Raw genomic sequence first — 21,543 nt, forward strand, 5'->3', positions numbered from 1 at the left:
GCCGGGGTCCGAGATGGTCCAACCACCACGGATCCTGTCTTCGTTCATGGCGGTGAAGGGCCGCACCGGCTGATGGACCCGCTCCGTACCTACTCTCCCACCCTGATGCGCTTCTACGACGTGATGTTCACGCGCTTCTGCCGCCGCCACATGCGGGCCCTGCGTGTGCCGCACTGGGGGATGCCGCCGGAGACGGACAACAGCGCCACCCCGCTGGTGGTGTTCGCCAACCATCCCTCCTGGTGGGACGGCGTGGCCTTCATGCTCCTGTCGCGCCGACTGTTCGCCGGGCGCCGCATGTTCATTCCGATGGAGGCGGCGGCGCTGGCCCGCTACCGCTTCATGCAGCGGCTCGGCGTGTTCGGCGTGGAGCCGTCCAGTGCCCGGGGAGCGGTCGCCTTTGTTCGCGTGGCGGGACAGGTGCTGGCGCCGAACCGAGACGACATGCTTTGGATGAACGCGCCCGGGCGCTTCGCCGACGCACGGGAACGGCCGCAACCCATAGCGCCCGGCCTAGTGCGGCTCGCGGAAACGGCGCCGCACGCCACCTTCGTGCCTCTGGCGCTCGAGTATCCCTTCTGGTCCGAACGGAAGCCGGAGATGCTGGCGGCCTTCGGCAAACCTTGGCTCGGCGTGGCGTTGCAGGCCATGGGACGGGAGGAACGTGCCGCGGCCATGTCTGCCACCCTGGGCGACACCATGGATCGCCTGGCGGCAGAGGCGATATCGCGCGATCCGGAACGGTTCCGCGTGGTGGAACAGGGGAGCGAAGGCATGGGCGGCATCTATGATTGGTGGCGACGCGGGCGGGCGGCGCTGACCGGAAGCCGCTTCGATGCACGGCACGAGTGGCGGCGATGAACCTGCTGGCCTGGATCGCCCTTGGCCTTGCTGTTTTCCCCTGGCTACTGGCCCTGCGCAATGTTCCGCGCCTGCCGCGCGTGTCGGACGATCCTCCGGCAGCGGCGCTGGTATCCATCCTGATCCCGGCACGCGACGAGGCTGCGCACATCGAAACCTGCGTACGCGCCGCTCTGTCCAGCCAGGGCGTCGGGATCGAGGTGGTGGTCATGGATGATGGCTCGCGCGATGCCACAGCCGCCATCGTGACCCGCCTGGCCCAGGAGGATCCACGGCTCCGCCTGCTGCGCGCGCCGCCGCTTCCCCAAGGCTGGACCGGCAAGGTGCATGCCTGCGCCCGGCTGGCCGAGGCGGCGCGGGGAACCCACCTGCTGTTCATCGATGCCGATGTGACGCTGCGGCCGCACGCCGCGGCGGCCATGGCGGGCCATGCCATGCGGCATGACATCGCGCTGGTCAGCGGCGTGCCGCGGCAGGTCATGCGGGGCGTGGGGGAGGCGCTGACCGTGCCGGTCATTAACCTGATGATGCTGGGCTACCTGCCGGCGGGCGGGCGGCGCGGCGCCAAGCCCTCGCTGGCAGCGGCCTGCGGCCAGCTGGTGTTGGCCGAGGCGGCCGCCTACCGCGCGGCCGGCGGGCACGCGGCGGCCCCGGCCATCTTGCACGATGCGCTGTCACTGGCGCGCCGGATGCGGGCACGCGGCTTCACAACCGAGGTGGTGGATGGCAGCCGCCTTGCCACCTGCCGCATGTATGACAGCTTCGCGGCCGCCTGGTCCGGCTTCGTCAAGAATGCAAGGGAAGGCATGGCGACCCCCCTGGGCCTGCCGGTCTGGACGGCACTGCTGGGCGGGGCCCATCTGCTGCCCTGGCTGCTGCTGCTGCATCCGGCGGCACTGCTGGCGGTGGCCTTATCCCTGGGCCTGCGCTGCCTGATCACCTGGCGCATGCGGGAGCCATGGTGGAGCGTGCCGCTGCATCCCTTCGCCGTGGCCGTGGCGCTGGCCATCCAGTGGACGGCGCTGTTGGGAGGTGGGCTAGGGCGTCGGCCGGAATGGAAGGGCCGATCCTATGGCGGGCCGCCGGCCAGCCCGGCATGATTGAGACCCCCTCCGCAGCGCTTTCCGCGCTGCGGGCCGAGACGACGCGGCTGTCGATCGGCGACCGTCGGGCTTTGCTGGCGGCCCTGGCCGATGCCGCGATCCGCCGCGCCGAGGACTTGGCCTCCGCCGCCGACGCCGATTACAACGGCCGCTCCCGGACCGAGACGCTGATTGCCGACGTGTTGCTGGTCGCGCAGGCGGCGCGGCGCGCGCGGCGGTGGCTGCGCTGGTGGGCACGTCCGCGTCTGGTGCCGGTGCCCCTGGCCTTCATGCCCAGCCTTGCCTGGGTGGAACCGGTGCCGAAGGGGGTCGTGGGGGTGATGGCGCCCTGGAACTATCCCATTCAGCTCGGTCTCTGGCCCTTGGCGGAGGCGCTGGCAGCCGGCAATCGCGTGGTGCTGAAGCCCAGCGAACACACCCCCCGGACAGCCGCATTGCTGGCGGAACTGGTGGAGGCCGCCCTAGGCCCTCGCATCGCACGGGTCGTGCAGGGCGATGCGGCGGTGGCGGCGGACTTCGCCGCTCAACCCTGGGATCACCTGGTCTTCACCGGCGGCACGGATACCGGGCGGCAGGTGATGCGAGCGGCCGCGGATCATCTGGTGCCGTTGACGCTGGAGCTGGGTGGCCGCTGCCCTGCCCTGGTTCTGCCGGGAGCCGACCTCGCCCGCGCGGCCAAGGCGATCCTGGCCGGCAAGGCGATGAATGCCGGTCAAACCTGTGTGGCGCCCGACACGGTGGTGCTGGTCGGCCATGAGCCGGAGATGTTTCGCGCGGCCTGCCGCGCCGCATCGGTGCCTTGCGAAAGCGCGGTGCTGCCGCACCGCCGCACGGCCCAGGCGAAACTGGCAGCCGGTGGGGAGATCCTGCCCGGCGGCATCGCCCTGCTGCCCGATGATCCGGGCAACGAAATTTTCGGCCCTGCGCTGGCGCTGGAAACAGTGTCGAACCTGGACTCCGCCATCGGCTGGCTCCGGCAGCGACCGGCGCCGCTGGCGATCTATCTTTTCGGCGCCAGCAAGGAGGAGCGACAGGCGCTGGCGGCGCGGAGCCGTTCCGGGGCCATCGTCGAGGACCGCTGCGTCGATTATGCCGCCTTTCCTGCCCTGCCCTTCGGTGGTGTCGGCGCGTCGGGCTTCGGGCGCTATCACGGACGCGCCGGCTTCGACGCCTTCAGCGACTGGCGCGCTCGCGTGAGGCACGGCCCCTTTGCGCTGTCCCGCCTGCTCGATCCGCCGCGTGATCATCGCGCACTGACCCTGGCACGCCGGCTGCTCCGCTGATTGCCGAGATCCGCGCGGCAAACATGACAGCCAAGCCATGCGCCCTTCCGTGCCGCATGCGCGAAAACAGCAACGCTCCATTCATAGTTGTGGGTGTATGAATCCTTTCGCAGCCGCAGCATTGCGGCGGTTCTAAAGGATCAAGGGGCTTACCCATGTCCGCTTTTCTGTTTGTCACTGTTGTTGCCACCCTGGTTGGGGGTGGACTGTTTGCCCGCTCGCTCGTGGAGCGGGATCTGCCGGTCGAGTGGCGCTCCTTGCGCGCCGCGGACTGACCGGATCAGTCGGCAAGGGGCGCAGCAATGCGCCCCTTTCGTCTTTCTGGCCTCTGGCTCAACAACCGGATAATTGGTGCTGGCGGCGGGATTCGAACCCGCACGAGCGATTGCCCTGCAGATTTTAAGTCTGCTGTGTCTACCGTTCCACCACGCCAGCCGCACCGGAAGGCCCGAACGATGTCCGGGACCGCGCCGGCCTAGCTTACACTGGCCTCGACGAGCCGACGAGATGCGGCATGGCCACATCCACGCCTGATGTCAGCGCCCGGCCACGGTCCGGGCTTCGCTGCCGCGCCAGCCCCCCCCCAAAACCTTGTAGAGCGTTACCCGGCTTGAAAGCCGCGCCTGCCGCAGCGTGATCAAATCCTGCTGCGCGCCATAAAGGTCACGCTGCGCCACCAGCGTCGTCAGGTAGTTGTCCACCCCGCTTCGGAAGCGCAGCTGCGCCAGCCGGTAGCTTTCCGAATAGGCATCGGCCAGGGCCTGTTGCGCGCGGAGCTGGTCGTCATAGGTACCGCGTGCCGCGAGCGCGTCGGCGGTTTCGCGGAAGGCGGTCTGAATGGTCCGCTCATAGGTCGCAACCTGCACATCCTTCTGCAGCTTGGCGTAGTCGAGCGTGGCCTGGTTGATGCCGCCGGTGAAGATTGGCAGGTTGATCTGCGGCGCGAAAGTCCAGGCGCCGGATAATGGCTGGAACAGGCGCGACAAGGCAGCACCGCTGGTGCCGTAGCTGCCGGTGAGGCTGATGGACGGGAAAAATGCCGCCCGCGCCGCGCCGATATTGGCGTTGGCCGCCAGCAACTGCCGTTCGGCCGACAGCACATCAGGGCGCCGCAACAGCACCTCGGAGGACAGGCCGGCCGGCACATCAGCCAGCATCAGCCGGCTGTCCAGGCTGCGGGCCACTGGCAGGTCAGCCGGCAGAGGCTGTCCGATCAGCTCGGCCAGGGCGTTGCTGTCCTGCGCCAGTTGCCGTGTGTAGAGGGCGAGGTTGGCCCGTGCCGTCTCCACCGCCGTCTGGGCCTGACGCAGCGTCAGGTCGGTGGCCGTTCCGCCCTGGGTCTGGGCGCGGGTGAGGCGCAGCGACTCTTCCTGGCTCGATAGCGTCTGCCGTGTCAGCTCCAGCAGCTCCCGGTCGGCCAGCACTGCGAGGTAGGCATCCGCCACCGAGGCCACCAGCGCGATCTGCGTGGCACGGCGGGTTTCCTCCAGTGACAGGGCACTCTCGAAGGCCGCGCGGCTCAGGCTGCGCACCCGGCCGAACAGGTCCAGCTCATAGGCGGTGGTGCCCAGGCCCGCGCTCCAGGTGCGGGAAGTCACGGGCTCGTTCCGGCCGAAAGCCGCCGCGCTGGTGAGATCGGCGGGGGTCTGCCGGTACTGGGCATTGCCGGAAGCGCCGATCTCGGGAAACAGCCCGCCGCGCTGGACGCGAAACTGTGCCTCGGCCGCCGCCACGTTCAGCGCGGCGATGCGCAGGTCGCGGTTGTTGTTCAGCGCGATGCCGATCACGCGCTGCAAGCCGGGATCGAGAAAGAAGCGGTCCCAGCCGATGGCGTCCGCCGTTTCGGCCCCGGCGCCGGATCGGCGGTCCACCCCACCCGCGGCGACGGTGCGGTAGGCTTCGCCCTGCGGCCAGGCGGACGGCACGGGGGAGGCTGGCCGGTCATAATCGGGGATCAGTGAGCAGCCGGCGAGGAAGCTGGCACCCAGCAACAGGGCTGCAAAACGCGGCATGGTCGAGGCTTTCATTCTCAATCCCCCGCCCCCGGCTGGGCCACGGCCTCGGAGCGTTGCTCGGCTTGGCGCTCGGAGGCGCGCTTGGTGCGGAACAGCTTCAGGACCAGCACAAAGAACAGCGGCACGAAGAAGACCGCCAGCACGGTGCCGGTCACGACGCCGCCGATGATGCCCGTGCCGATGGCCACGCGTCCGCCCGCGCCGGCACCGGTGGAAATGGCCAGCGGCACCACGCCGAGGCTAAAGGCCAGCGACGTCATCAGGATCGGCCGCAGGCGCTCCTTCGCCGCGTGAAGCGCGGAGCTGAGCAGGTTCTCTCCGGCCTCGAAGTGCTCGCGGGCGAATTCCACGATCAGAATGGCGTTCTTGGCTGAAAGCCCCACGGTGGTCAGCAGCGCGACCTGGAAATACACGTCGTTCTCCAGGCCGCGCAGCAGCGTCGCCGTCACCGCGCCAAACACACCGAGCGGCACCACCAACATCACCGAAGCCGGGATCGCCCAGCTTTCGTAGAGCGCCGCGAGGCAGAGAAAGACGACAATCAGGGAGATGGCATAGAGCGGCGCGGCCTGCGAGCCGGAGGCGCGCTCCTCATAGGACAGGCCGCTCCATTCCACGCCGAAGCCGGGCGGCAGCTCGGCGGCCAGCCGCTCCATCTCGGCCATGGCGGCGCCGGTGCTCTGCCCTGGCGCGGCATCGCCCGAGAGTTCCACCGCGCTGATGCCGTTGAAGCGCGTCAGGCCCGGTGAGCCGATCTCCCACTGCGCTGTGGCGAAGGCGCTGAAGGGCACCATGGTGCCGCTGGCGTTGCGCACATACCACTGGCCGATATCCTCGGGCAGCATGCGGAACTCCGCCGCGCCCTGGACATACACCCGCTTCACGCGGCCGCGGTCCAAAAAGTCGCCCGCATAGGAGGAGCCGAAGGCGGCGGACAGGGTGCTATTGACGTCACGCACCGAAAGCCCCAGCGCGCTGGCCTTTTCCCAGTCGATGTCGAGCTTGTACTGCGGCTCGTCCGGCTGGCTGCTGGGGCGCACGCCCACCACCGTGCCGCTCCGCCCGGCCGCCCCCAGCATCTGGTTACGCGCCTGGGTCAACGCCTCATGACCATTGGCGCCGCGATCCACCAGCTGCATCTCGAAGCCGGTGGCATTGCCCAGTTCGGGCACTGCGGGCGGTGCGAAGGCGAAAACCTGGGCATCCTTGAAGCCGGCGAAGTGCCGCATGACACGGCCGGAAATGGCGCTGACCGACTGGTCCGGCCGCCCGCGCTCCTCCCAGTCCTTCAGCCGCACGAAGGCCATGGCGGCGTTCTGGCCGCGGCCCGAGAAGGAGAAGCCGGTGATCGCCATGACCGAGGCGACGTTCTCCTTCTCCTGCTCCAGCATGTACCGGTTGATGGCTTCCACGGCCTCGCTGGTGCGCGCCACGGTGGCGCCCGGAGGCGCGGACACCTGCACAAACATCACGCCCTGATCCTCACTGGGCAGAAAGGAGGAGGGCAGGCGCATGTACATGACGCCAAAGGCGACCGCGACGGCGGCATAGATCAGCAGAAAGCGTGCGGGGCGGGTGGCGACGTGCCGCACCCCGCCGACATAGCCGCGCGTGGTACGATCGAAATTGCGGTTGAACCAGCCGAAGAAGCCGCGCTTCTGCGCACCGTGGTTCTTGGGCCGGCGCAGGATGGTGGCGCAAAGTGCCGGGGTGAAGATGATGGCCACCGCGACCGACAGCGTCATCGCCGTGATGATGGTCAACGAGAACTGCCGGTAGATCACGCCGGCGGAACCGGCGAAGAAGAACATCGGCAGGAACACGGCCGACAGCACCAGGCCGATGCCGACAAGGGCGCCGGAAATCTGATCCATCGACTTGCGCGTGGCCTCGAGCGGCGAGAGATGCTCTTCCTCCATCACGCGCTCGACATTCTCCACCACGACGATGGCGTCGTCGACCAGCAGGCCGATCGCCAGCACCATGGCGAACATGGTGAGGGTGTTGATCGAGTAGCCCGCGAAAGCCAGCACCGCGAAGGTGCCGAGCAGCACGACCGGGATCGCCAGCGTCGGGATCAGCGTGGCGCGGAAATTCTGCAGAAACACGAACATGACGATGAAGACGAGGACCATGGCCTCGACCAGCGCCTTCACCACCTCCTTGATCGAGATCTCCACGAACGGGGTGGTGTCGTAGGGGATCACCATCTCGATGTTGGAGGGGAAGCTGCCGCTGATCTCGTCCAGCGTGGCGCGCACGGCTTCCGCAGTGGCGACCGCGTTGGCGCCGGCGGCCAGCTGCACGCCGATGGCGGCGGAGGGGCGGCCGTTGAACTGGGAAGACACGGCGAAACTCTGCGCGCCCAGCTCGATCCTGGCCACGTCTCGCAGCCGCACCTGCGATCCGTCGGGATTGACCCGCAGCAGGATGGCGCCGAACTGGTCCGGCGTCTGCAGGTAGGACGGGCCGATCAGCGTCGCGTTCAACATCTGCCCGGGCACGGCCGGACGTGCGCCAATCTCGCCCGAGGCCACCTGCACGTTCTGCGCCGAGATCGCCGCCGTCACGTCGGATGGCATCATGTTGAAGGCGTTCAACCTGTTCGGATCAAGCCAGATCCGCATCGCGTATTGCGAGCCGAAGAGATTGAAGTCGCCGACGCCCAGGGTGCGGGTCAACGGATCCTGCACGTTGGTGGCGATGAAATCGGCCAGGTCCGAGCTGTTCAGAGTGCCGTCGGACGATACGAAGCCAATCACCATCAGGTAGGCGGAGGATGATTTGGCGACGCGGATGCCCTGCTGGCGCACCGTCTCGGGCAGACGTGTCTCGGCCAGGGAAAGCTTGTTCTGCACCTGTACCTGCGCCGTGTCGGCATCGGTGCCCTGGGCAAAGGTCAGCTCCACGGCGGCGCTGCCGTCGCGGTTCGAGGACGAGGTGAAATAGAGCAGGCCGTCAAGCCCGGTCATCTGCTGCTCGATCACCTGCACCACAGTGTTCTGCACCGTCTCGGCTGAGGCGCCGGGATAGTTCAGCGTGATGCGGATGGAAGGTGGCGCGATGCTCGGGTATTGCGAGATGGGCAGGGTGCGCAAGCAGATCAGGCCGATCAGCATGGTCGCCAGCGCCAGCACCCAGGCAAAAACCGGGCGGTCGATAAAGAAGCGTGCCATGGTGTTCGTTCAGCCCCGGTTCGGTGCCTGCTGCGCGGTTTGCCGGTTGCGGCCCAGCTCGTCGCGCGTGATCTCACTGACTTGCGGCCGAGCGCCGGCCTGCACGCGCTGCCCCCCCTCCACAATGACCTTGTCGCCGGCATTCAGGCCGGATTGCGCCAGCCAGTCGGTACCGATGGCGCGGTTGGCATCGATGGTGCGCTCGGCCACCGTGCCGTCGGGCTGCACCACCTTGACCACGGCCTCGCCGCGCGGATTGCGCGTCACCGCGCGCTGCGGCACCAGCAGGGCATTCTGGCTGATGCCCTCCTCCACCTTCTGCCGGACGAACATGCCCGGCATCAGCAGGCCCTCGGGGTTGGGAAACTCGGCCCGAAGCACCACGGAACCGGTGGAGGGATCCACCGTCACCTCGGAGAACTGCATCATGCCGGCATGGGCATACTCGGTGCCATCCTCCAGCAGCAGCCGGACCTCGGCGGCATCGCCCTCGGCGCGGCGGATGCGCCCGGCCTCCATTTCCCGCCGCAGCCGAAGCAGCGTGGTCGCGGGCTGGGTAACATCGACATAGATGGGGTCGAGCTGCGTCACGGTGAGCAACGGCTCGGCCTGATCGGCCGTCACCAGCGCGCCCACCGTCAGCCTGGCACGGCCGGTGCGGCCGGGAATCGGCGAGTTCAGCGTGGTGTAGCCCAGGTTGATCTTCGCTGTCTCCACCGACGCGCGGGCCGAGGCCACGGCAGCCTCGGCCTCCTTCTGCGTCGCCACGGCGGTTTCGTAATCCAGTCGGGACACCGCGTTCTGCCGAACCAGCGGCGCGTAGCGCGTGGCGGTGACGCGAGCCGAGGAAAGCTGCGCCTGGGCCCGTTCCAGCCCGGCTTCGGCACTGGCGAGCTGCGCCCGGTACGGTGCCGGGTCGATCTGGAACAGCTTCTGCCCCGCCTCCACCGCCTCGCCTTCGCGGAACAGCCGCTCGCGCAGCACACCGCCCACCTGGGGGCGCACTTCGGCGACCTGGAAGGCCACGGTGCGGCCCGGCAAGGTGGTGTGGATGCTCACCGGCTGCGGGTTCACCGCCATCACGGTTACTTCCGGCGCCGGTGGAGATTGCTGCGCCTTCGCCTGCGGCGTCTCATCGCAGCCTGCCAGGAACAGCCCCGCTGGCAGCACAGCTGCGATGGCCAGCATCGTACGGCGCGCGGCACGTACCGGCCCGGCAGCGGTGTCGGGGTGAACCATGGCAGGCTCCTGGAGCTGAGTTGCGTGGAGGCGGAAACTCGTTAGTATCCTGTGGAGAGTCAAGCCAAGCTTGCCGGACTCCCGAGGTATTCAGTGCACAACAACGTAACAACCGCCTGTGGAGTGCCCCTGGTCCCCGACACCGTCGGAGAGGATGATGCACGGGACGATGCGCGCGAACGCATCTTTGCCGTGGCCGAGGCGGAGTTTCGCCGGGTGGGTTTCCATGCCACCACCATGGATGTGGTGGCGCGGCAGGCCGGCTGCTCCAAAAAAACCATCTACAAGCTGTTCGAGTCGAAGGAGGCGCTGTTCTTCCTGCTGCTGAACCGCTTCAAGGCCACCCTCAAGAACATGGAGATCGATCCCGGCCTCCCGCCAGGGCCGGCACTGGAAGATCTGCTGTTCCGCATGGCCGGTGTCATGCTGTGCGAGGACGCCATCAGCACCCTGCGCATGGTGCTGGCGGAATATGGTGCCAATCCGTCGCTTGTCGCCTCGGCCGAGCGCCATTTCGGAGGAGGCATCGGCGCGTTGGAACGCTACCTGGCCCTGCTGGAACAGGAAGGTGGGTATCGCTTCGGCCCAACGGAAGAGGCCGCGCGCATGCTGATCGGAATGGCGCTTGGAGCTTTCCACTATGAAAGGCTCGTGGCGATGCTGCCGGCACTGCCGGAAGCAATGCTGCGCGCCCGCATCCACAAGGCCGTGGCCATTTTCCTCAAGGGCTGCCAGGCCTGAGGAGCCAGCTGCCGGGCACCGCCCGGCACTGGCGCCTCCCCCCTCAGAATCCGGGGATCCGGCAGCGCACCGGCCGCCCGGCCAGAAACGCTGTCACATTCTCCAGCACCAGTTGCTGCTGCGCGCCCTGGGCGGCGCTGGTCAGAGCCGCCATGTGCGGGGTGAGCACGGTGTTCGGCGCGGCGGTCAGGCGACCCGGCGAATGTGGCTCCTGCTCGAACACGTCCAGTGCCGCGGCGGCCACCGCACCGGACTGCAGCGCGTCACATAATGCTGCCTCATCCACCACGCTGCCGCGGGAAATGTTCACCAGCACCCCTCGCGCACCCAGCGCGGCCAGCACCGACGCATCAACGGCGTGCCGCGTTTCGCCGCTGGCCCGAACGGCGACGACCAGCACGTCCGACCACGCGGCCAGCTCCGCCAGGCTTTCGTGGTAAGCATAGGGCAGGCCGTCGCGGCGGCGCCGGTTATGGTAGCCCACCTCCATCTCGAAAGCGGTGGCACGGCTAGCGATCTTCATGCCGATGACGCCCATGCCAAAGATGCCGAGGCGCCGGCCGGCCAAGCCCGGTGCCATCGGCACCCTGTCGAGCTTCAGGTCCAGCCATCGCCCTTCGCGGATCAGCCGGTCCCCTTGCAGGATCATCCGGGAAGAAGCCAGCACCAGCCCCAGAGCGAATTCGGCCACGGCGGTCGCGTTGGCATCTCCTGCATGGGTGACGACAATGCCCGCATCGCGCGCCGCCGCCTGATCGACCCCATCGAAGCCTGTGCCATAGCAATGCACCAGGCCAAGCCCGGGCAACTCCGCCAGCATTGCGGCATCCGTGTGCAGCCCGCCCAAGGTGATCAGCACACGGGCATCCCGGGCCCTGGAGGGCAAGGTCGCGGCCGTGGTGCCGGGCGGCAGGATCAGCAGGTCGCATGGCCCCTCAAGCCTGTTCCGCAAGGTTTCAGTCAGCGGCATGGCGCTCAGGACGAGGGGTTTCATGGTGGAGAAGGCTCCTCGGGGTCAGTGACGATGCGGCGGTGCAGCAAAGCGCATGCCAGCGCCACGAGCCGTGGAGCCTCCCGGCCAAGCCCAGGCTGACCTGATCCGGCACCGGAAGCATGGAGGGGTTGCCGGATGCGGCTGAGGCGGCACATTGGCGGTGAATGTCACCTGCATCCCGCCCAGCCCTGGCCTGCGACGCCGCCGAAGCTGCCCTTTCCGGCGGCACCGGCCTCGCCCGCCAGTGCCATGACTGCGGCATGATGCTGCGGCTGCATCCGCAAGCGGTTGGAGTGGATTCTCGCTGTCCGCGTTGCGGCGCCGTGCTGCGGCGGCACCATGCCCGTCCGCTGGACGCACCTTTTGCGTTGGCTCTCGCCAGCCTGATGCTGTGCGCGATGAGCCTGTCGATGCCGTTCCTGACGCTTAGGCTGCTCGGGCAGGTCCGCGGCAGCCGCATCGAATCCGGCGCCTCCGCCTTCGCCGAGGACGGGCTGTGGCTCCTGGCCATCGTAGTGGTGGTGACGTTGGTGCTGGTGCCGCTGGCGCGGCTGATGCTGCGGCTGACAGTGCTTGGCGGGCTGCATCTGCGGCACCCGCCGCCCTGGCTCGGGCCGCGCCTGATGATCCCGGCGCTGCGCTGGCACGGGCATCTGGGCGCCTGGACCATGTTGGAAGTGTTTCTGTTCGGCGCTCTGGTGTCCTACACGCGGCTGGTGGACCTGGCCGAGGTGGAACTGGGGCCGGCAGTGTACGGCCTCGGCGCCGTGGTGCTGGCGTTGGTTGCCGCCGACGCCATGTTTGAGCCGCAAGCGGCCTGGGATGCGATGGAGGCACGCGGCATGATGGCGCCCCACACCCGGCTGGCACGGCCCGGCACGGCACGGTCGCTGTCCTGCCATAGTTGCCGCCGCGTGACCCGTGCGCCCGACGGTGCGGGCTGCCCCCGCTGCGGCGCCACGCTGCACCACCGCAAGCCCAACAGCGTGGCACGAAGCTGGGCCCTCCTCTTTGCCGCCGCCGTTCTCTACATCCCGTCCAACTACTACCCGGTGATGAACATCATCACCCTGGGGCGGGGCGGACCGCATACCATTCTGGGCGGCGTGGTGGAGTTCGTGCATACCGGCTTCTGGCCGCTGGCGCTGATCGTCTTTCTGGCCAGCGTCGCCGTGCCGATGCTGAAGCTGGTTGGGCTGGGTATCATGCTGATGTCCATCCGCCGCCGGTCCACGCGCAACCTCCGGCGCAAAACGCAACTTTACCGCGTGGTGGAGGCGCTGGGGCGCTGGTCAATGATCGACGTCTTCGTGGTCTCTGTGCTGATCGCGCTGGTACGGTTCGGCGCCATCGCCTCCATCCATGCCGAGGTGGGCGCCGCCTGCTTCGGCGCCGTGGTCATCCTGACCATGATCGCCGCCGAATGCTTCGATCCCCGCCTTATGTGGGACGCGGCCGGCGCCAATGAGCAGGAGGCCGCGCGCCCCAGATGAGCGAGCCCGAAGACCACACCTCCGGGGCGCCCTTCGCCGAGGCCCGGCCGCATCGCCGCCGCTTCTCGCTGATCTGGCTGATCCCGATCGTCGCGGCCGCCATCACCGGTTATCTGCTCTGGACCACCTATTCCGCTCGCGGGCCGCTGGTCACCGTGCATTTCCGCACCGCCGACGGGCTGACCGCCGGACAGACGCAGGTGCGCTACAAATCGGTGGCCATCGGCCTGGTGGAGCGCATCGAGCTGGCGGACGACCTGTCCGGCATCACAGCCTTCGTCCGCATGGACCGTGACCTTGCCGATCACCTGACGGAGGGTACGCGCTTCTGGGTTGTGCGGCCGCGGCTGACGGCCGGCAACGTGTCCGGCCTGGAGACCATCGTGTCCGGGGCCTTTATCGAGTTCGATCCGGGACCACCGGGCGAGGCCCGGCACGACTACCGGGGCCTGGAAGATCCCCCGGGCATCCGCTCGGACGAGCCGGGGCGGATCTTCACGCTGAAGACCTGGCGGCTCGGCTCGCTCAATCGCGGCTCGCCGGTGTTCTTTCGCGACGTGCAGGTGGGCGAGATCCTGAGCTTCGATCCTCCCTCGCCGGACGGCATCGTCACGCTGCGCGCCTTTGTCCGTTCCCCGTACGAGGGCTATGTGCGGGAAGGCTCGCGCTTCTGGAACACCTCCGGGGTGCGCATCGGCTTTGGGCCTGATGGATTGAACCTCGAGGTCGAGAGCCTGCGCGCGCTGCTGGCCGGCGGCGTCGCCTTCGACACCCCGCCGCGCGAACGCCAGGCCGAGCCCGCCGCCGACAACGCCGAATTCACCCTCTACAACAATGTCGAGGATGCGGTGGCCGCGACCTCGGAGAACCGGCTGGAGTTCCTGGTTTATCTGGATGGCAATGTGCGAGGCCTCGCCGCCCGCTCTCCGGTCGAGATGCGCGGCATCCGCATCGGCAGCGTCACCAGCGTGCGCCTCGCGTATGACCAGACCGCCGACCGGTTCCGCGTGCCCGTGCGCATCGCCGTCGAGCCTGACCGCATCGCCTTCCCCGAGGGCCGCCCGCAGGAGGAGGTGCGCGCGGCGCTGGATCGGTTTGTCAGCCAGGGCATGCGTGCGCAGCTGGCCAGCGGCAACCTGCTCACCGGGCAGAAGGTGATCACGCTGGATTTCGTGCCCAACGCGCCGCCAGCCGAGATCCGGCAGGAAGGCGAATGGCTGGTGATCCCGAGCCTGGATGGCGGCGGCGACATCTTCACCGCCGTCAGCGCCATCGCCGGCCAGCTGGGGCAATTCCCCATCGCCGAGATCGGCCGCAACCTGAACGAGACCCTGGCCTCGGTGAACGCGCTGGCGGGCGGGCCGGAGCTGAAGGGCGCGATCAGCAATCTGTCCGGCACGCTGGCCGAACTGGAATCCCTGGTGCGCAAGGCCGATGGCGGGCTGGGCCCGCTGTTGAAGCGCCTTCCCTCCATTGCCGACAACCTGGACCGCACCATCGGCAGCGCGCGGGCCGCGGTGAGCGGGATCGAGCGGGGCTACGGCGCCAACTCCACCTTCAGCCGCGATCTGGCCCGGCTGATGAGCCAGGCCACCGATGCCGCCCGCTCCGTGCGGCTGCTGGCCGATTACCTGGAACGCCACCCCGAGGCACTGGTCCGGGGCCGGACGGAGTAACCGCATGAGCCTGACACGCCGCCACGCCCTGCTGGCCCTGCCGCTGCTGGGTGCCGCCTGCGCCTCGGCCGAGGCCGACTACTACCGACTGGAACCGGCGGACGGCCCGGCCCGCCAGGGAACACCGCGCGTGATCGAGCTCCGCCGGGTTGGGCTGGCGCGCTACCTCGACCGCTCGGAGATCGTCCGCGCCGGCGCGCCTGGAAGGATCGAGTTGCTGCCGGGTGCTCGCTGGGCGGAGCCTCCGGGCGAAATGCTGGGGCGCGTGCTGGCCGAGAACCTGACGCGCCGCCTGCCGGGCAGCACGGTGTTCAGCGAAGGCGCGGCCATCACCGCCGACAGCGATGCGGTGGCCGAGCTGGAAGTGCAGCGCTTCGAGGATAGCGGCAACGGACAGGTGGTGCTGGTGGCGCAGGCGGTGGTGCAGCCCGGAACCGCCCGCGCCTCGCGGAGGCGGCAGCTGAACCGCACCCTTGATCTGGAAGTTCCGATCCAGGGTTCCAGCACATTGGCTACCGTCCAGGCCATGAGCCTTGCCGCCGGCAGGCTGGCCGACGGGCTGGCGGACATGCTGGCTGGCGCCCGGCCGTAGCCGTTCGGCGCCCCGATCTTTCCGGTGGCGAGCCGACCGCCGCCGGCAGACAGGCGTTCCGCTAGGCTTCGGGGCGCCACCCAGCAAATTCGGCGTCGAACGGCGTAGCCGTTGCCACAGCGAGGGCGGCCCGCAGCCGTTCCGCCCGTGCCTCGCCCAGAAGGGACGCGACCTCGGTCGGCAATCCATCCTCCAGGCCGGGCAGACAAGCGGTAAGGGACGCCAGCAAGGCAGTCTTCTCCAACAGCCCGACCCACCAGCCAAGTCCGGCCAAGCGCCAAAAAACGTGGTCGTCCGGTGCGTCCGGCAAGTTGCCCTGTTCTTCGGTCTCCAGCGCGGCCGTTGCGGCGCGCAGGATGCGTAGCCCCTCGGCGCCGGCTTCGGCATCAACGCGCAGAACCGTCCAGCGGGACTGGATGGCCGCCAGGTCCAGTCCCCGCGCTTCCTGCTCCGGCGCTGCTTCCAGAACCGTGTGGAGCACGGGTATCAACCCCTGCACCGCATCGCGAAAGCCCGCCAGTACGGCCCAACGGCGCCCAACATCGTCCGCCACCGCCTCGGCCAGCGCGACGCGTGCCAGCAACGCCAGCGCCTGGTCGGAAAAGGCATGTCGCCCAAGCATGCGGCGCAACGCCGCAGCCCCGTCGGGGGTCAGGGCGTGGCTGATCGCCAGGTCGCGCGCATCGCTCAGCAGCCGTGCATCGCTTGGCAGTCCCGTCAGGGCCCTTTCCGCTTCGCGCCGGGCCTGGCCATGGGCGCGGGCCGCTGCCTCGGCCACCTCGCGCTCGGCGCCGGCCTGCGCCTCCTCCTCCACCCGCAGCAGCCACAACCGGGCATCCTCGAACAGGTCGCGGCCCTCGCCGCCCGGATGCTGCCGCTGCGCCGCGGCCACGGCGCGGAGCGACCCGCGGGTCAGCCGCGCCAGCATCCCGGCCTGCCGGAAATTCCGCTCCGTGTCCGGCGCGGCGAGGTGGCGAAGCAGCGCATCGGGCTCATGCAAGCCCATGGCTGCGAAGGTGCCGGATCCCGCCAGCGCGGCAACCGTGGCAAGGTGGCCGCGGCGGAGCGCCGCGGATTGCCGCGCTTCGCCCTGTGCACGACGGGCCTTTTCCACCCGCCCCTCCAGCGCCGCCAGCGCCGCATCGGAATTGCGCGCGATCTCGGCCTGTAGCCGCTCGCGCTCGCGATCACGCCGGGCCCGCACCGTGTTGAACCGGTCGAGCGGGGCGGCGTCGCCGGCGGAAGCCAGGCGTCCCAGATCCTCGGCATCGCGCAGCGAGGTGTTGATCAGTGCGGCCAGCGCATCGCGCACCGGGCTGCGCACCCGGAAGCAGATCGACCGCAGCGACGCCGTCCGCTGGTTCAGGACTTCGGTCACCGCTTCCTGTTCTGAGAGGATGTCCTTGAACGCCGCATGGACTTCCCGGATGCTGGCCATTCTGCCCCCTGCCGTCCCGGCGCCCTCTCGGTCGCAGCGGACCTTCCGCCTGGCCTTCTGGAGCGCCCGCCGGCAGGTGTTGAGCAGGGCAGACTGCCTGAGGCAAGCGCGGCGACGTCATTCAATGGCGCATGGAGCGTTCATGACGCGGACGGGTGGCGATGGAGTCGACGCGGTCGGGATAAAAGGCGAGATGATCGCGGATCATGCAGACTTGCCGTAGCGGTGCCTCGTAGCTCCAGGCAGCGTTCAGGCCCCTGTCCCCGCCCGGGGCAATGCTGAAATGGGTGGCCTGTCCCTTGTGGGGACAGTGGGTCACCAGTTCGCTCCGGCTCAGAAGCGTCATCCGCACATCACTGCGCGGAATGTAGAAGACGGGCGGGTAGTCCCCTTCCCGGAGCACGAGCGCGGCACAGCTTTCGGCCACGGTGCGTCCGCCCGCCGACACGATGACGCATTCGTGGCAGGGGGTGATGGTGATGCGGGGCACCGTATCGGATGGTTCCGCCCCGTCGTCGCGTCCGGCCATGGTTCCGCTCCCGCAGCTCCCTATGCACGCATCAGACAGGGCAGAAACGCCCGGTGTGGCCGCGCCGTTGCGCTGGCCGGCGAGCCGGCGGGCAAGGCACCCCGTTTACGCTTTCTTTCCGATTGCCGGTGCTCATTCACCGCTCCGCATGGCACGGGGCCGCGAAGCCGCCGCGCCGCCCGATCCGGAGTCGCAAGATGTCATCCTCCGCAGGTGCAGAGGTCCCGCACGACACGCTCTACCGCCTGCTGGTGCAGGAGGTGACGGAATACGCCATCTACATGCTCACGGCGGACGGCATCGTGGCCAGCTGGAATGCGGGGGCCGAGCGCTTCAAGGGATACCGCGCGGCAGAGATCCTGGGCCGCAGCTTTGCCGAGTTCCACACGCCGGAGGACCGCGCCGCCGGGCTGCCGCAGCAAGCCCTGGCCACCGCCCGAGCCGAGGGCAAGTTCGAGGGGGAAGGGTGGCGGCTGCGCAAGGACGGCTCGCGCTTCCGCGCCCATGTGGTGATCGACGCGGTGCATGACACGTCGGGACGGCTGCTCGGCTTCGCCAAGATCACCCGTGACATCACCGCTCAGCACGAGGCGGAGCGCCGCTCCACCGAGAGCGAACGTGCCTTCCGCCTCCTGGTGCAGGGCGTCACCGACTATGCCATCTACATGCTCGATCCCCGGGGCATGGTCAGCAACTGGAATGACGGCGCCGAACGGCTCAAGGGCTATGCCGCCGCCGAAATCGTCGGCCGGCATTTCTCCGTGTTCCACACCGCGGAGGATCTTGACGCCGGCTCGCCGCAGCAGGCGCTTGCCACGGCCTTGGCCGTCGGCAAGTTCGAGGATGAGGGCTGGCGGCTGCGCAAGGATGGCTCGCGCTTCTGGGCCCATGTTGTGCTCGACCCGATCGAGGACGTGGACGGCACGCTGCTGGGCTTCACCAAGATCACCCGCGACCTGACCGAGCAGCGCGAGCAATCGACGCGCCTGCAGCGCATCACCGACAAGCTGGACCTGGCCCTGGCCAACATGTCGCAGGGCTTGTGCCTGTTCGACGCCGATGAGCGGCTGGCGCTGTGCAACCGCCGATTCCGCGAGATGCTGCGGCTGGACGAGGCGGCGGCCCATATCGGCAGCACTTTTACCCAGCTGCTTTCGCGCCTGCACGGGCCGGGCGCGCGGGGCGCCATTCGGCGCATCCGGGAAGAGCACCTGGCGTCCTTGGCGGGCACGCACCACACTGTTGCGGAGGAGATGATCCGCGAAGGCCGCACCATCGCCATGAGCCACCGCGCCTTGCCCGGCGGCGGGTGGGTTACCACGATGGACGATATCACGGAGCGCCGGCAGATCGAGCGGCGCATCGTGCATCTGGCGCATCATGACGGACTGACGGAACTGCCGAACCGCGCCAGCTTCCGCGCCCGGCTGGACGCCGAGACATCCACGGAGGGTAGCTGCGCGGTCCTCTACCTCGACCTGGACCGCTTCAAGCCGGTGAACGACACGCTGGGGCACCCGGCAGGCGACGCGCTTCTGCGCGCGGTGGCCGAGCGGGTGCAGGGCCTGCTGCGGCCGCAGGATGTGGTGGCGCGACTGGGCGGGGACGAGTTCGCCGTCATGCTCGGCGGTTGCGCCCGCGCCACGGAAGCCGGAACGGTGGCGGACCGGCTGATCCGCGAGATCGGCCGCCCCTTCGTGGTCAGTGGGCTGCAGGTGCTGATCGGCGCCAGCATCGGCCTGGCCGTGGCACCGCTGGACGGCACCGATCCCGATATCCTGCTGCGCAACGCTGATCTCGCCCTGTATCAGGCGAAGCAGGCCGGACGCGGCTGCCACCGTGCCTATGTCGCCGGCATGGAACGGGTGATGCAGGAACGGCTCGAGCTGGAACAGGATCTGCGACGGGCCCTGTGCAACAATGAATTCCTGCTGCACTACCAGCCTGTTGTCGACCTGGAGCGCGACCACATCAACGGCTTCGAGGCACTGCTGCGCTGGGACAGTCCGGTGCGCGGCCGCGTTTCTCCCGGCGAGTTCATTCCGCTGGCCGAAGAGATCGGCCTGATGCCTGAGATCGGCGACTGGATCATGCGCACTGCCTGCCGCGAGGCGGCGGCCTGGCCCGACGGGCTGAAGGTGTCGGTGAACCTCTCGCCCACGCAGTTCCGTGCGCCCCATCTGGTGGGGGATATTCAGGCAGCCTTGGCGGAAAGCGGTTTGCCACCGCACCGCCTGGAGCTGGAGATCACCGAAACCGCCATGATCGACGACATGGAGATGGCGAAGACCACCTTGCACCGGCTGCGTGACCTTGGCATCGACATCGCCATGGACGATTTCGGCACCGGGTATTCCTCGCTGAGCTTTCTGCGCTCCCTGCCATTCACCCGCATCAAGATCGACCGCAGCTTTGTGCAGGATCTGGGCGTGAAGCCGGAAGCGGCGGCGATCGTGCGCGCGGTAACCGGCCTTTGCGGCAGCCTGGGCGTGGCCACCACCGCCGAAGGCGTGGAAACCGAGAGCCAGATCGCCATGCTCCGCGCCGAGGGCTGCCCAGAGGTGCAGGGCTTCCTGATCAGCCGTCCCTGTCCGGCCGGCGAGGTGCATAACTGGATCGCCGACTTCCGGAGCAGCCGTTCTGGCAGGGTGCCCGCCGCCTTGTCGGCCTGAGCGGATCGTCTGCAAATCCCGCCTGGCCCGCGCCATGCCGGTGGCAGACCATCGCCGTGGCTGATTCCCGGGTCTGCCGCCGGGAGTTGGAGCGGCCTGCCTGCACTATCCCGAGACTTCGGGCCGTTGTGCCTTTGCTTCATGCTCTTCTGGGTTGACGCGTCACCGGATGGCAAGCTGCGCACCCGACGCCGCCCCGCTGTCGCCGCAGGGCGCGTGTGGCCTGCGTCGCCCATAAGAACCCAGAGCCGGACAGCAAGGAGGAACGACCATGAGCGCCACCGTCCCCACCGATGACACAGCTCTGTTCGCCATGATGCGGCAGGAGCTGTTCACCGCGGTGCTCGGCGATGTGATGGATGTGATGGGATTGCGGCACCAGTTCCTGCCACCCGAAATCCGCGCCCTGACGCCCGAGATGGTGCTGGCAGGCCGTGCCATGCCGGTGCTGGAGGCGGATTGCGCGACAGACACCGCCAGCCGTGGCCCCGTCTCGGACGCGTTCGGGCTGATGTTCTCGGCACTGGACGATCTGAAGCCTGGCGAGGTTTACATCTGCACCGGCGCTTCCCCCCGCTACGCGCTCTGGGGCGGGCTGATGAGCGGCCGGGCCATGGCACTGGGGGCCGCCGGAGCCGTTCTGGGCGGCTTCCACCGCGACACGCGTGAGATCCGGGGCCTGGGCTTCCCGGTTTTCTCCGCCGGCAGCTATGCCCAGGATCAGCGGCTTCGCGGTCGGGTCATCGATTATCGTTGCCCGATCGAGTTTCCCAATGCGTGCCGGGTCGAACCCGGCGACCTGATCATGGGCGATGTCGACGGTGTGGTCATCGTGCCGCGTGCGGCGGAGGAAGAGGTGCTGCGGGCGGCGCTCGCCAAGGTGCAGGGAGAGGGCCAGGTGCGCGCGATGATCGAAGCCGGGCAGAGCACGGCGGAGATCTTCGCGCGCACCGGGATCATGTAGACCGCGATCGGGGCGCGGCCTGTTCCGGAGCGATGCTCAGGCCGCCTTCACCCCGGCCAGGAAGTCGCGGATGCCGGCGCTTAGCCGTTCGGACTGCGCGCTCAGCTCGCCCGACGCCGCCAGTACCTGTTCCGCCGCCTGTCCGGTATCTCCGGCAGCGGTGCTGACCGCACCGATGCTGCGCGTGACTGCCTGCGTGCCGCCTGCCGCCTGCTGCACGTTGCGGGCGATCTCCTGCGTCGCCGCACCCTGCTCCTCCACCGCCGCGGCGATGGCCCCCGCGATCTGGTTCACCTCGTCGATCGTGGCGGCGATGCCCTTGATGGCGCCGACGGCCTCCTTGGTCACCTGCTGGATCTGGCCAATCTGGCTGCCGATTTCCTCCGTCGCGCGGGCAGTCTGGCTGGCCAGGGACTTCACCTCGGAGGCTACCACGGCGAAGCCCTTGCCGGCCTCCCCGGCGCGTGCCGCCTCGATCGTCGCGTTCAGTGCCAGCAGGTTGGTCTGGCCGGCGATGTCGCTGATCAGGGACACCACGTCGCCGATGCGGCCCGCCGCATCGGCGAGCGCCCGAACCGTCTCGTCGGTGCGCCGGGCATCGGAGGCGGCGCGGGCCGCCACATGGGCCGACTGCGACACCTGCCGGGTGATCTCGGCAATCGAGGCGGACAGTTCCTCGGCGGCGGCCGCCACTGTCTGCACATTGGCCGAGGCGGCCTCGGCGGCGCGCGACACCTCGGCAGACTGGCCGGTGGCGATGCCGGCAC

The 21,543-nt window shown here is 68.7% G+C and carries 16 protein-coding genes and 1 tRNA gene; 9 read left to right on the top strand and 8 right to left on the bottom strand.

All coding sequences use genetic code 11. From position 1 onward, the window contains the following. Window positions 1-72 precede the first annotated feature (72 nt). The 3 genes from ACFOD4_RS07490 to ACFOD4_RS07500 are packed head-to-tail and all read left to right on the top strand — an operon-like array spanning window position 73 to window position 3,247. Window positions 73-861: a lysophospholipid acyltransferase family protein gene (locus tag ACFOD4_RS07490; protein WP_379595323.1), complete on the top strand. Its 789-nt coding sequence runs from the start codon at window positions 73-75 to the stop codon at window positions 859-861. Continuing rightward, on the top strand, window positions 858-1,961 hold the full coding sequence (locus ACFOD4_RS07495) for a glycosyltransferase family 2 protein (RefSeq protein ID WP_379595324.1): 1,104 nt from the start codon (window positions 858-860) through the stop codon (window positions 1,959-1,961). Before ACFOD4_RS07490 ends, ACFOD4_RS07495 begins: the two co-directional genes overlap by 4 nt. Beyond that, entirely contained in the window at window positions 1,958-3,247 is a 1,290-nt protein-coding gene (locus ACFOD4_RS07500) for an aldehyde dehydrogenase family protein (protein ID WP_379595325.1), read from the top strand. The genes ACFOD4_RS07495 and ACFOD4_RS07500 overlap by 4 nt, the downstream gene beginning before the upstream one ends. A 349-nt stretch (window positions 3,248-3,596) precedes the next feature. Here ACFOD4_RS07500 and ACFOD4_RS07505 read toward each other — a convergent pair. From ACFOD4_RS07505 to ACFOD4_RS07520, 4 genes are all read right to left on the bottom strand, one after another. Continuing rightward, window positions 3,597-3,682, bottom strand: a tRNA-Leu gene (locus ACFOD4_RS07505). A gap of 101 nt (window positions 3,683-3,783) precedes the next feature. Then, window positions 3,784-5,259 carry an efflux transporter outer membrane subunit gene (locus ACFOD4_RS07510; protein ID WP_379595326.1) on the bottom strand — a complete coding sequence of 492 codons (1,476 nt, stop codon included), beginning with the start codon at window positions 5,257-5,259 and terminating at the stop codon, window positions 3,784-3,786. Between the two features lie 17 nt (window positions 5,260-5,276). Further along, complete coding sequence (locus ACFOD4_RS07515) at window positions 5,277-8,438, bottom strand: efflux RND transporter permease subunit (protein WP_379595327.1); 3,162 nt, start codon at window positions 8,436-8,438, stop codon at window positions 5,277-5,279. A 9-nt stretch (window positions 8,439-8,447) separates the two neighbouring features. Further along, window positions 8,448-9,677: an efflux RND transporter periplasmic adaptor subunit gene (locus ACFOD4_RS07520; RefSeq protein WP_379595328.1), complete on the bottom strand. Its 1,230-nt coding sequence runs from the start codon at window positions 9,675-9,677 to the stop codon at window positions 8,448-8,450. A 123-nt stretch (window positions 9,678-9,800) separates the two neighbouring features. Here ACFOD4_RS07520 and ACFOD4_RS07525 point away from each other — a divergent pair, with 123 nt between their 5' ends. Beyond that, a complete protein-coding gene (locus ACFOD4_RS07525) occupies window positions 9,801-10,418 on the top strand; it encodes a TetR/AcrR family transcriptional regulator (RefSeq protein ID WP_379595329.1) in 618 nt (205 codons plus the stop codon). A gap of 43 nt (window positions 10,419-10,461) precedes the next feature. Here the strand turns inward: ACFOD4_RS07525 and ACFOD4_RS07530 are convergent, their stop codons facing one another. Further along, window positions 10,462-11,412, bottom strand: a complete 951-nt coding sequence (locus tag ACFOD4_RS07530; RefSeq protein ID WP_379595330.1) for a 2-hydroxyacid dehydrogenase — start codon at window positions 11,410-11,412, stop codon at window positions 10,462-10,464. 164 nt (window positions 11,413-11,576) lie between these two features. Here ACFOD4_RS07530 and ACFOD4_RS07535 point away from each other — a divergent pair, with 164 nt between their 5' ends. Genes ACFOD4_RS07535 through ACFOD4_RS07545 form a run of 3 tightly spaced genes read left to right on the top strand, consistent with a single transcriptional unit; the run spans window position 11,577 to window position 15,173 of the window. After that, window positions 11,577-12,905, top strand: a complete 1,329-nt coding sequence (locus ACFOD4_RS07535) for a paraquat-inducible protein A (protein WP_379595331.1) — start codon at window positions 11,577-11,579, stop codon at window positions 12,903-12,905. Then, a complete protein-coding gene (locus tag ACFOD4_RS07540; protein WP_379595332.1) occupies window positions 12,902-14,581 on the top strand; it encodes a PqiB family protein in 1,680 nt (559 codons plus the stop codon). Before ACFOD4_RS07535 ends, ACFOD4_RS07540 begins: the two co-directional genes overlap by 4 nt. A gap of 4 nt (window positions 14,582-14,585) precedes the next feature. Beyond that, window positions 14,586-15,173: a PqiC family protein gene (locus ACFOD4_RS07545; RefSeq protein WP_379595333.1), complete on the top strand. Its 588-nt coding sequence runs from the start codon at window positions 14,586-14,588 to the stop codon at window positions 15,171-15,173. Between the two features lie 61 nt (window positions 15,174-15,234). On the opposite strand, the gene ACFOD4_RS07550 is transcribed toward ACFOD4_RS07545, so the two are convergent. Both ACFOD4_RS07550 and ACFOD4_RS07555 read right to left on the bottom strand, forming a co-directional pair. After that, on the bottom strand, window positions 15,235-16,611 hold the full coding sequence (locus tag ACFOD4_RS07550; RefSeq protein WP_379595334.1) for a hypothetical protein: 1,377 nt from the start codon (window positions 16,609-16,611) through the stop codon (window positions 15,235-15,237). Between the two features lie 121 nt (window positions 16,612-16,732). Then, complete coding sequence (locus ACFOD4_RS07555; protein WP_379595335.1) at window positions 16,733-17,140, bottom strand: DUF427 domain-containing protein; 408 nt, start codon at window positions 17,138-17,140, stop codon at window positions 16,733-16,735. A 197-nt stretch (window positions 17,141-17,337) separates the two neighbouring features. Between ACFOD4_RS07555 and ACFOD4_RS07560 the strand changes: the two genes are divergently transcribed. Beyond that, the gene (locus tag ACFOD4_RS07560) at window positions 17,338-19,812 is read left to right on the top strand and encodes a sensor domain-containing protein (RefSeq protein WP_379595336.1); all 2,475 of its coding nucleotides are present in this window, start codon (window positions 17,338-17,340) and stop codon (window positions 19,810-19,812) included. Window positions 19,813-20,083: 271 nt separating this feature from the next. Further along, entirely contained in the window at window positions 20,084-20,776 is a 693-nt protein-coding gene (locus tag ACFOD4_RS07565) for an RraA family protein (RefSeq protein WP_379595337.1), read from the top strand. A gap of 36 nt (window positions 20,777-20,812) precedes the next feature. Here the strand turns inward: ACFOD4_RS07565 and ACFOD4_RS07570 are convergent. After that, window positions 20,813-21,543 (bottom strand): methyl-accepting chemotaxis protein (locus tag ACFOD4_RS07570; RefSeq protein WP_379595338.1); only part of this gene is annotated, 731 nt, incomplete at its 5' end.

It is taken from the genome of Teichococcus globiformis (genome assembly GCF_042646265.1).
GTDB lineage: Bacteria > Pseudomonadota > Alphaproteobacteria > Acetobacterales > Acetobacteraceae > Pseudoroseomonas > Pseudoroseomonas globiformis.

Bases quoted from the DNA above. Each gene is read 5' to 3' on its own strand.
- ACFOD4_RS07510 (WP_379595326.1), bottom strand. From the start codon at position 5,259: ATGCCGCGTTTTGCAGCCCTGTTGCTGGGTGCCAGCTTCCTCGCCGGC.
- ACFOD4_RS07520 (WP_379595328.1), bottom strand. From the start codon at position 9,677: ATGGTTCACCCCGACACCGCTGCCGGGCCGGTACGTGCCGCGCGCCGT.
- ACFOD4_RS07565 (WP_379595337.1), top strand. From the start codon at position 20,084: ATGAGCGCCACCGTCCCCACCGATGACACAGCTCTGTTCGCCATGATG.
- ACFOD4_RS07535 (WP_379595331.1), top strand. From the start codon at position 11,577: ATGTCACCTGCATCCCGCCCAGCCCTGGCCTGCGACGCCGCCGAAGCT.
- ACFOD4_RS07560 (WP_379595336.1), top strand. From the start codon at position 17,338: ATGTCATCCTCCGCAGGTGCAGAGGTCCCGCACGACACGCTCTACCGC.
- ACFOD4_RS07530 (WP_379595330.1), bottom strand. From the start codon at position 11,412: ATGAAACCCCTCGTCCTGAGCGCCATGCCGCTGACTGAAACCTTGCGG.
- ACFOD4_RS07555 (WP_379595335.1), bottom strand. From the start codon at position 17,140: ATGGCCGGACGCGACGACGGGGCGGAACCATCCGATACGGTGCCCCGC.
- ACFOD4_RS07490 (WP_379595323.1), top strand. From the start codon at position 73: ATGGACCCGCTCCGTACCTACTCTCCCACCCTGATGCGCTTCTACGAC.
- ACFOD4_RS07540 (WP_379595332.1), top strand. From the start codon at position 12,902: ATGAGCGAGCCCGAAGACCACACCTCCGGGGCGCCCTTCGCCGAGGCC.
- ACFOD4_RS07495 (WP_379595324.1), top strand. From the start codon at position 858: ATGAACCTGCTGGCCTGGATCGCCCTTGGCCTTGCTGTTTTCCCCTGG.
- ACFOD4_RS07500 (WP_379595325.1), top strand. From the start codon at position 1,958: ATGATTGAGACCCCCTCCGCAGCGCTTTCCGCGCTGCGGGCCGAGACG.
- ACFOD4_RS07550 (WP_379595334.1), bottom strand. From the start codon at position 16,611: ATGGCCAGCATCCGGGAAGTCCATGCGGCGTTCAAGGACATCCTCTCA.
- ACFOD4_RS07545 (WP_379595333.1), top strand. From the start codon at position 14,586: ATGAGCCTGACACGCCGCCACGCCCTGCTGGCCCTGCCGCTGCTGGGT.
- ACFOD4_RS07515 (WP_379595327.1), bottom strand. From the start codon at position 8,438: ATGGCACGCTTCTTTATCGACCGCCCGGTTTTTGCCTGGGTGCTGGCG.